This window comes from Streptomyces sp. SID5785, from assembly GCF_009870065.1.
Classification (GTDB): domain Bacteria; phylum Actinomycetota; class Actinomycetes; order Streptomycetales; family Streptomycetaceae; genus Streptomyces.
Window position 1 is genome coordinate 1 of the sequence record NZ_WWIA01001142.1, and the last position, 8,095, is coordinate 8,095.

The window sequence follows — 8,095 nt, forward strand, 5'->3', positions numbered from 1 at the left end:
GCACCTTCTCCCTCGACGGCGGCACCTGGGACGTCGACAACAACGTCTGGCTCGTCGGCGACGACCGCGAGGTCCTCGTCATCGACGCCGCGCACGACGCCGACGCCATCGCCGCGGCCGTCGGCGACCGCCGGGTCGTCGCCGTCGTGTGCACCCACGCGCACGACGACCACATCGACGCGGCCCCCGCGCTCGCCGACCGCACCGGTGCCCCGATCCTGCTGCACCCGGCCGACACGGAGCTGTGGAAGCGCACGCACCCGGACCGGGCCCCCGACGGCGAACTGGCCGACGGGCAGCGGCTGTCCGTCGCCGGCACCGAGCTGACCGTGCTGCACACGCCCGGCCACTGTCACGGCGCGGTCAGCCTGTACGCCCCGGACCTCGGCACGGTCTTCACGGGGGACACCCTGTTCCAGGGCGGGCCCGGCGCCACCGGACGTACCTTCAGCGACTTCCCGACGATCGTCGAGTCGATCCGTACGAAGCTGCTGACGCTGCCCGGCGAGACCGTGGCCCGCACGGGTCACGGCGACGCGACGACGATCGGCGCGGAGGCGCCGCACCTGGACGAGTGGATCGCCCGGGGCCACTGACCCCGGACCACCGGGCGGCCCTGTCGCGGGGCGGACGCGGTGGCGGCACGGGCCGCCACCGCCGTCAGCAGGGGGCGAGCACCGCCCGTACGGTCTTGCCGCCGTAGGGGTGCGGCTCGACGCTCCAGCGGTCGGCCAGCGCGTGCACCAGAGCGATTCCGCGGCCGGACTCGGCCGTCGCGGACGCGGGCTGCAGCCGGGGCAGCCCCGGCGCGAAGTCCCGTACGGCCACCGTCAGTCCGCCCGCGTCCAGGCGCAGCGTCATCCGGACGCTGCTGCCGTGTGCCCGGGTGGCGTTCGTGACCAGCTCCGAGACCACCAGCTCGGCGTCGCCCGCCGGGCAGCGGTCGCGTCCGGCGAGGAACGAGCGGGTCATGCGGCGGGCCCAGCGTGCCGCTCCCGAACCCTGTGGCATCAGGAACTCCACGCGCGCGGTACGCCGCTCGGCGTCCGTGGACGCACGCATGACGATCACTCCCTTTCGTTCGGGTGGGGACGAACCCCGGTAACGAGCCCCTTTCCCGCAGAACGTGATCGGCAAGCAGGTCGCAGGTCGCAGGTCGGCCGGACGTCCCGGTGCCCGGTCAGCCGGAGTCGGACGGGGTCGCGGGGCCCGAGGGGTGCGCGAGGGTGTCGAGGAAGCGGTCGAGCGCCGGTGCGGAACCGGCAGCCCGGCGCAGCTCTCCCGCCCACTGCGGTATCGGCGGCTTCCCCGGATGCGGGGACCCGGCCGCGAGGGACTCGGTCAGATGCAGGCGTTCCAGCGCCCGTTCGGCGGCCGAGCGGGCCACGTACTCGGCGACGGACACCCCCAGATGGTCCGCGTGCCTGCGGACCGCCTCGTACTCGTCGGCCGTGAACAGTTCTCTGAGCAGCGCAGTACCGTCCATGGCGGGTCATGATGCCGCCCGTACCCGCGGCATGGGGGCGGTTGGCATATTCGCCGCTCGTTCGCGTGGAGTTGGGGCGAGCGGGTGGCGCGTCGGGGGCGGACAGGTGGTGTTCAGAAGCGGTCGGGGTCCGCCGCGCTCCAGTCCGCCGCCCACCCGGGCCGCGCGCCCCCGGTCAGCTCACCCGGCTCCAGCCACGCGTACAGCTCGGCGTACGGGACCAGTTCGTGCGGGGCGATCCGGCGCACGAGGAACCGCGGGTCCAGGGCGCGCGGTTCGCGCACGCCCATCGCCGCCATGATCTGCGCGGCACTGCGCACGGTCGCCCGCTGGTAGTGGTGGACACGGGCGGCCTTGTCGGCGATGTCCAGGGCACGCACCCGGCGCGGGTCCTGCGTGGTGACGCCCACCGGGCAGGTGTTGGTGTGGCAGCGCTGCGCCTGGATGCAGCCGACGGCGAACATCATCGCGCGGGCCGCGTTCGTGAAGTCCGCGCCCTGCGCGAGGCGTTTGACGATGTCGGCGCCGGTCGCCACCTTGCCGCTGGCCCCGATGCGGATCCGGTCGCGCAGCCCGCACCCGACGAGCGCGTTGTGCACGGTGATCAGGCCCTCGGTGAGCGGGGTGCCCAGGTGGTCGGCGAACTCCAGCGGGGCCGCGCCGGTGCCGCCCTCCGACCCGTCCACGATCACGAAGTCGGGGCTCACCCCCTCGGCCAGCATGGCCTTGCACACGGCGAGGAACTGCACCCGTGAGCCGACGCACAGCTTGAACCCGACCGGTTTGCCGCCCGCCAGCTGTCGCAGCTCGGCCAGGAACAGCACCATCTCGCGCGGGGTCGTGAACTCCCGGTGGTAGGGCGGCGACACGACCGTCTCGCCCACCGGCACGTCCCGCACCCGGGCGATCTCCGCGTCGACCTTGCTGCCCGGCAGCACCCCGCCGATCCCGGGCTTCGCGCCCTGAGACAGCTTCAGGGACACGCACTTCACCTGCTCGTAGGCCGCCTTGTCGGCGAACTCGGCACGGTCCATGCCGCCGTCCGCCGTCCGGCAGCCGAAGTAGCCGGTGCCGATCTCCCACACGAGGTCGCCGCCGGGTGCCAAGTGGTGGTCCGACAGGCCGCCCTCGCCGGTGTCGTGCGCGAAACCGCCGCGCGCCGCCCCCTCGTTGAGCGCGCGGATCGCGTGCGAGGACAGCGCGCCGAAGCTCATCGCCGAGACGTTCAGGAGCGCCATGTCGTACGGCCGGGTGCAGTCGGGCCCGCCGATCCGTACCGTCAGCGGCTGCTCGGGCGGGTCCACCGGCCGCATCGACGGGACCAGGAACTCGTGCCCGGAGGCGTACACGTCCTGCTCGGTGCCGAAGGGCTCCTCGGCCTCGGTGTCCTTGGCCCGCTCGTACACGATCGTGCGCACGTCGCGGTCGTAGGGCCGGCCGTCGTAGTTGCGCTCGATGAAGTACTGCTGCAGCTCGGGCCGCAACGCCTCCATGAGGAAGCGGGTGCGGCCGAGCAGCGGGTAGTTGCGCAGCACCGAGTGGCGGGTCTGGACGAGGTCGCCGACGCCGAGCGCGGCCAGGGCCGACAGCGGCCCGGCGGCGCACCACCACCAGGGCGACACGAGCAGGGCGCAGGCCAGGGCCGCGAGCGCCGCCGCGACGGCGACGACGAGTGCGAGGTATCGGCGCATCCGCCGAGTCAACCGCACCGGGCCTCGGCCGGACGGGGGCGACACAGCGCCGCGGGGTGGACCCTCACCCGAGAACTCCTATAAGTTAGGCAAGGCTTACCTAAGGGAGGTTCGGGATGGGTGTCCGACCGATCGCTGCCGCCGTGCCCACCACGGCTGCCCACGCACGCTCCGTGCTCGCCACCGCCTGGAGCTGCGGCGTCACCACCGACGTGGGACAGGACGACCTCGTCGGCGCGCACCGCGTCGCCGCCGACGGCACCGTACGCATCGCTCCGCCGCCGGACAGCGTCCTGGCCGCCGCGGTGCTCTGCGCCCCGCACGGCCGCCCCACCACGCTCGTCGAGTTCGCCGACACCGCGCCCGTGCCCGTACGGGACCGTGTCCGCGCCCGCCTGTGGCTCTCGGGCGAACTCGTCCCCGACGGCGAGGAACTCGTGCTGCGCACCGAGCGCGTCGTCCTGCACACCCGCACCGGCCGCGTCGGCATCGACCTCGACGAATTCGCCGCCGCCGCGGAGGACCCGCTCGCCCACGCCGAACCCCGGCTGCTCACCCATCTCGCCGACGCCCACCCGGAGGCCGTCGAGCAGCTCACCCGGCTCATCACGCCCGACAGCCTGCACGGCGTCACCCGTGTCCAGCCGCTCGCCGTCGACCGGCACGGGCTGACCCTCCGGCTGGAGCGCACCCGCGGCCAGGCCGACGTCCGCATCCCCTTCCACAGCCCCGCCGACGACCTCGTCTCGCTCACCGAGCGCATGCAGTGCCTGCTCGCCTCCGCGCACGCCGTCACGCGCCGCCTCAGGTGATCCGCTCGGGCCGGCGGGCCGCCGCCGCAGGCAGGTCGGCGGCCGCGCGTTCCCGCTCCCGTTCCCGCTCGCGCCGCGTGGGCCGGAACGCCCACGCCATGGCCGGCTCGACGACCGGCCGGAACACCCGGCGCACCGGCTCCGTGCACAGCAGCGTGACCCCGGTGACCGCGAGACCCGTCACCGCGAGCGCGCCCAGCGGGGTGTGCAGCCACGGACGGTCGTACCAGTCGCCGAAGCGGGACGCCTTGATCACGAACCCGTGCAGCAGGTACGCGTAGATCGTGCCGCTGCCGAGCGCCGTGCACCACAGCCTGCGGCCAGGCACCCACGCCAGGAAGCAGGCCGTGAGCACCAGCGCGAGGACGAACAGGGCCGGCATGGCGATCAGCCCGGTCCACAACGGCACGCCCCGGCCGTCGACACTGCCGCGGTGGTAGAACCAGCCGGAGTCGAACCACGGCGCCACGTCGTACGCCGCCACCGCCGCCGTCGCCACCACGGGCAGCGCCGCCCAGCGCACCGGCCAGGTCCGCAGCCGGGCGAAGTGTCCGGGCCGCAGCACCAGACCCACCACGAAGAACGGCAGGAACTGCAGCACCCGCTGCAGCCCCAGGTCCCCGCCCGCGCTCGGCCACATCGACACGGCCGTCCCGACCGCGAGCGCGACCCACACCGGGTGGCGCAGCTGCAGCCAGAGCGGCGTCGACATCCGCCACACGAACAGTGCGACCAGGAACCACATCAGGTACCACGGGTCGAGGAGGCTGATCGGGTAGCCGGGGTCGTCCTGCGCCCACCGGTAGAACAGCGTGTACGCCACCTCGAAGACGACGTACGGCACGACGACCCCGGTCAGCAGGCGCCTGATCCGCCCCGGCGCCATGTCGAAACTGCGCGAGAAGTACCCGGAGACGAGCGCGAACGCCGGCATGTGGAACGCGTAGACGAACAGGTAGGCCGCGTGCACCGCCCGGCTGCCGTACGTCAGCGGCTCCCAGGCGTGACCGCACGCGACGAGCACGATCGTCAGGTACTTCACGTTGTCGAAGTACGACTCCCGCGCCTTGCCGCCCGCGGATCCCGGCCGCCGTACCTGCTGTCCGTGTGGTGCCATCGTGCCGTCGCGCCCCTCGTCGTCCGGGTCCGTCCGTGCCGTCCGTGGTCCGTGTCCAGGCCTCCCGCCTTCCCACGGTCGACCGTTCCATGACGGCGGAAACAGGACAAGGGCCCCCGGCGACGAGTCCGAACTCGTCGCCGGGGGCCCTGCGGTGAGCCGCGCCCGGGCGTGTCACACGGCCGTGTAGCCGCCGTCCACCAGGTGGTAGCTGCCCGCGACGAACGACGCGCGGTCGGACAGCAGGAACACGATCAGCTCGGCGACCTCCTCGGCCCGGCCCAGCCGGCCGGCCGGGTGCAGGGCGACCAGGCCGTCGTAGGCCGCCTGGTCCATCTCCTTCAGGAGCGGGGTGTCGATGAAGCCCGGGCCCACCGCGTTGACGCGGATGCCCTTCGCCGCGTACTCGGCGGCGGCGGTCTTGGTCAGGCCCACGACACCGTGCTTGGCGGCGACGTAGGCGGGCGAGCCCGCGAAGCCGACCGAGCCCAGGATGGACGCGACGTTCACGATCGCGCCGCCCTTGCCCGCGGCCTCCATGGCCGGGATCTCGTGCCGCATGGAGAAGAAGACGCCGTCCAGGTTGGTCCGGACGACCCGGTGATAGACATCGATGTCGTACTCGCCGGTCGGGGCGCTCGCGCCGCCGATGCCGGCGTTGTTCACGGCCAGGTCCAGGCCGCCGAACGTGTCGACCGTGAACTGCACGGCGGCGCGCACGGACTCGGGCCGGGTCACGTCCAGCGCGACGGCGGCGGCCTCGACGCCCTCCTTCTGCAGCGCCTCGACGGCGTCCCGCGCGCCCTGCTCGTTGAAGTCCGCGACGACGACCCGCGCGCCGGACAGGCCGAGCCGGCGGGCCGTGGCCAGCCCGATGCCGGACGCGGCGCCGGTCACGAGGGCGGTCTTTCCGGCGAACTCGGTGGAGGCGTCGGCGACGGGGGTGGTGGGGGTGGTGCTCATGGTGCGGTTCACTCTCTGGTTGCGATGTCGGCGGCCGTCGCGAGGGCGGCCTCCCCGAAGAGGGCGTCGTAGGCCCGCGCCACCAGGTCGGCGAGGTCTCCGGCGTCCGTGCCGGTGCCGCGCGCCCAGGTGCGCAGCGCGGCGGTCAGCACACCGGCGGCGGCCCCGACCACGACCTCGGGACGCGGGTCCCTGGCCGGGTCGGTGCCGAGCCGGTCGGCGATGATGCGCACGGACTCGTCCTGGGCGTCGACCCGGATCCGCTCGTACGCGGCGAACAGCGCGGGCTCCTCGTCCACGACCGCGTACAGCTCGCGCAGCCGCGGGCGGTGGTGCCAGCCCGGGGTGCCGCGGCCGGCCAGCCAGTGCATGACGGCCCTGCGGTACGCGAGGAGCGGCGGCTCGCCGGCGGGGCGCTCGCGCAGCGCGGCGTTGATCTCCGCGCCGTCTGCGCGGGTGAAGTCCAGCGCCGCGTCCTCCTTGCCGGTGAAGTGCCGGCTGAAGGTGCGGCGCGTGACGTCCGCGCGCTCGGCGATCGCCTCCACGGTGACGGCCGCGAGCCCCTTCTCGAGGACCAGCTCCACGGCTGCCTCCGCCATGGCCTCGCGCGTCCGCAGGGCCTTCAGCTGCCGCCGGTCACCGGCCCCGTGCGGGGCCGCGCTCTCGTTCGCCTTCATGCCTTCACGGTACACCTTTATGTCCCGTGGGGACAGATGTCCCCGAGGGACACTTTCTGGGGTGATGTCACGCGTGCCAGTGCCCGTAGAGGGCGGCCGTGGTGAACCCGGGACCGTAGGCGACCATGGCCCCCGGGGCGCCGGGGGGCGGTGGGGAGAGGTGGGTGCGTTCCAGGACGCGTAGTGCGCTGACTCCGCCGATGTTCCCGTCCTCGGCCAGGGTCTCCGTCGAGTGAACCGTGTGGGCGGGGCCGAGTCCCAGGGTGTCCGCGGTGTCGGAGATCATCTTCAGGCTGCCGGGGTGGATCACGGCGAAGTCGACCGGACGTCCGTCGAGCCACTCGGTCAGGGCCGGCATCGACTCGGCCGGTGCCCTGGGTGCCTGCTTCGTCGAGTCGAAGTGCATTCCGTGCGCGTCGAGCCGGCCGCGGTAGCGGTCCAGGCTGCCGGGCAGGGTGTACTCGAGCGAGTCCGCGACGGCGAGCCCGGAGGCCAGCGGGGTGCTGCTGACGACCGCCGCCCCCGCCGCGTCGGCGAAGAGCGCCTTGTAGATCATGGCCTCGATGGTGTCGGCCCGGTGGTTGTAGGCGGTGGACAGCACCTCGGCCGCCACGACGAGCACCTTCTCGTGCGGTCTCAGCAGGACCAGGTCGGCCGCCTTGACGAGGGCGTGGACCCCTCCGGCGCAGGCCATCGTCGTCAGGGCGATCCGGCGGACCGTGGGGCGCAGGCCGAGGCGATGGATGAGGTGCGCGTCGAGATTGGGTACGGAGTAGCCCGTCGCGTGCGAGGTGACGACGGCGTCCACGTCGGCAGCGGTCAGGCCCGCGGTCTCGAGAGCGGACAGCGCCGCCCGCTCGGCGAGGTCGAGTGCGTCGTCGAAGGCCGCCTGTGTCCGTGTGTGGACGTCGGCGTCGCCGGCGACGGTCGGGGAGTGCAAGGGGCGTGTGAAGTTGCGTGTCTGCACGCCGCAGTTGCCGACGACGCGCATGAAGGCGCCGAGGCGCGGGTGGGACGCATGGCGTGCCCGTATGTCCTGGGCGATCTCTTCGGTGGTCACCTTGTGAGTGCCGAGGACGGTGCGAGGGGGTGAGATGTGGACGGGCATGTGGCGACTCCCACAGGGCTGGGTCGGGTGTGGGGGGTGCGCCACAAGGTACTGGACGGTAGGTGGCGCTCGTCTAGAGGTTCGATTCCGCGATCGGTGAGGGCGCGCGGAGCATCTGGCGTGCGTGCAGCGGCCGGGTGGTCCCCGGGTGGAACACCAGGATGAACAGGCGCGAACCGGGCGCCGTCATCGGCTGCGCGGCGCAGATGGAGACCCAGCCCGGGCCGTGCTGCGCGTGCTG

At 73.3% G+C, this 8,095-nt stretch carries 9 protein-coding genes; 2 read left to right on the plus strand and 7 right to left on the minus strand.

The features are described 5' to 3' along the window. Window positions 1-596: MBL fold metallo-hydrolase (locus tag GTW43_RS37075; protein ID WP_161306356.1), on the plus strand; the 596-nt coding region annotated here is incomplete at its 5' end. 64 nt (window positions 597-660) lie between these two features. Here GTW43_RS37075 and GTW43_RS37080 read toward each other — a convergent pair. The 3 genes from GTW43_RS37080 to GTW43_RS37090 form a co-directional block, all read right to left on the minus strand. Then, window positions 661-1,062, minus strand: coding sequence for an ATP-binding protein (locus tag GTW43_RS37080; protein ID WP_161306357.1), 402 nt, complete (start codon window positions 1,060-1,062; stop codon window positions 661-663). 118 nt (window positions 1,063-1,180) lie between these two features. Beyond that, window positions 1,181-1,486, minus strand: a complete 306-nt coding sequence (locus tag GTW43_RS37085; protein ID WP_161306358.1) for a hypothetical protein — start codon at window positions 1,484-1,486, stop codon at window positions 1,181-1,183. A 113-nt stretch (window positions 1,487-1,599) separates the two neighbouring features. After that, entirely contained in the window at window positions 1,600-3,177 is a 1,578-nt protein-coding gene (locus tag GTW43_RS37090) for an FMN-binding glutamate synthase family protein (RefSeq protein ID WP_161306359.1), read from the minus strand. A gap of 116 nt (window positions 3,178-3,293) precedes the next feature. On the opposite strand from GTW43_RS37090, the gene GTW43_RS37095 reads away from it, so the two are divergent. Next, window positions 3,294-3,989, plus strand: a complete 696-nt coding sequence (locus tag GTW43_RS37095) for a DUF2470 domain-containing protein (RefSeq protein ID WP_161306360.1) — start codon at window positions 3,294-3,296, stop codon at window positions 3,987-3,989. On the opposite strand, the gene GTW43_RS37100 is transcribed toward GTW43_RS37095, so the two are convergent. The 4 genes from GTW43_RS37100 to GTW43_RS37115 all read right to left on the minus strand — a co-directional run bounded on the left by GTW43_RS37100 (window position 3,982) and on the right by GTW43_RS37115 (window position 7,806). Beyond that, window positions 3,982-5,106 carry an acyltransferase family protein gene (locus GTW43_RS37100; RefSeq protein WP_161306361.1) on the minus strand — a complete coding sequence of 375 codons (1,125 nt, stop codon included), beginning with the start codon at window positions 5,104-5,106 and terminating at the stop codon, window positions 3,982-3,984. The genes GTW43_RS37095 and GTW43_RS37100 overlap by 8 nt on opposite strands. A gap of 174 nt (window positions 5,107-5,280) precedes the next feature. Continuing rightward, a complete protein-coding gene (locus tag GTW43_RS37105) occupies window positions 5,281-6,069 on the minus strand; it encodes an SDR family NAD(P)-dependent oxidoreductase (protein ID WP_161306362.1) in 789 nt (262 codons plus the stop codon). Window positions 6,070-6,077: 8 nt separating this feature from the next. Beyond that, window positions 6,078-6,746, minus strand: a complete 669-nt coding sequence (locus GTW43_RS37110) for a TetR/AcrR family transcriptional regulator (RefSeq protein WP_161306363.1) — start codon at window positions 6,744-6,746, stop codon at window positions 6,078-6,080. Window positions 6,747-6,813: 67 nt separating this feature from the next. After that, window positions 6,814-7,806 (minus strand): PhlD, encoded by a 993-nt coding sequence (locus GTW43_RS37115; RefSeq protein WP_343246237.1) that lies wholly within the window; start codon window positions 7,804-7,806, stop codon window positions 6,814-6,816. Window positions 7,807-8,095: the final 289 nt, after the last annotated feature.

What these genes read in the sequence shown, in the direction of transcription:
- GTW43_RS37080 (WP_161306357.1), bottom strand. Translation starts at nt 1,062, where the DNA reads ATGCGTGCGTCCACGGACGCCGAGCGGCGTACCGCGCGCGTGGAGTTC.
- GTW43_RS37085 (WP_161306358.1), bottom strand. Translation starts at nt 1,486, where the DNA reads ATGGACGGTACTGCGCTGCTCAGAGAACTGTTCACGGCCGACGAGTAC.
- GTW43_RS37090 (WP_161306359.1), bottom strand. Translation starts at nt 3,177, where the DNA reads ATGCGCCGATACCTCGCACTCGTCGTCGCCGTCGCGGCGGCGCTCGCG.
- GTW43_RS37095 (WP_161306360.1), top strand. Translation starts at nt 3,294, where the DNA reads ATGGGTGTCCGACCGATCGCTGCCGCCGTGCCCACCACGGCTGCCCAC.
- GTW43_RS37100 (WP_161306361.1), bottom strand. Translation starts at nt 5,106, where the DNA reads ATGGCACCACACGGACAGCAGGTACGGCGGCCGGGATCCGCGGGCGGC.
- GTW43_RS37105 (WP_161306362.1), bottom strand. Translation starts at nt 6,069, where the DNA reads ATGAGCACCACCCCCACCACCCCCGTCGCCGACGCCTCCACCGAGTTC.
- GTW43_RS37110 (WP_161306363.1), bottom strand. Translation starts at nt 6,746, where the DNA reads ATGAAGGCGAACGAGAGCGCGGCCCCGCACGGGGCCGGTGACCGGCGG.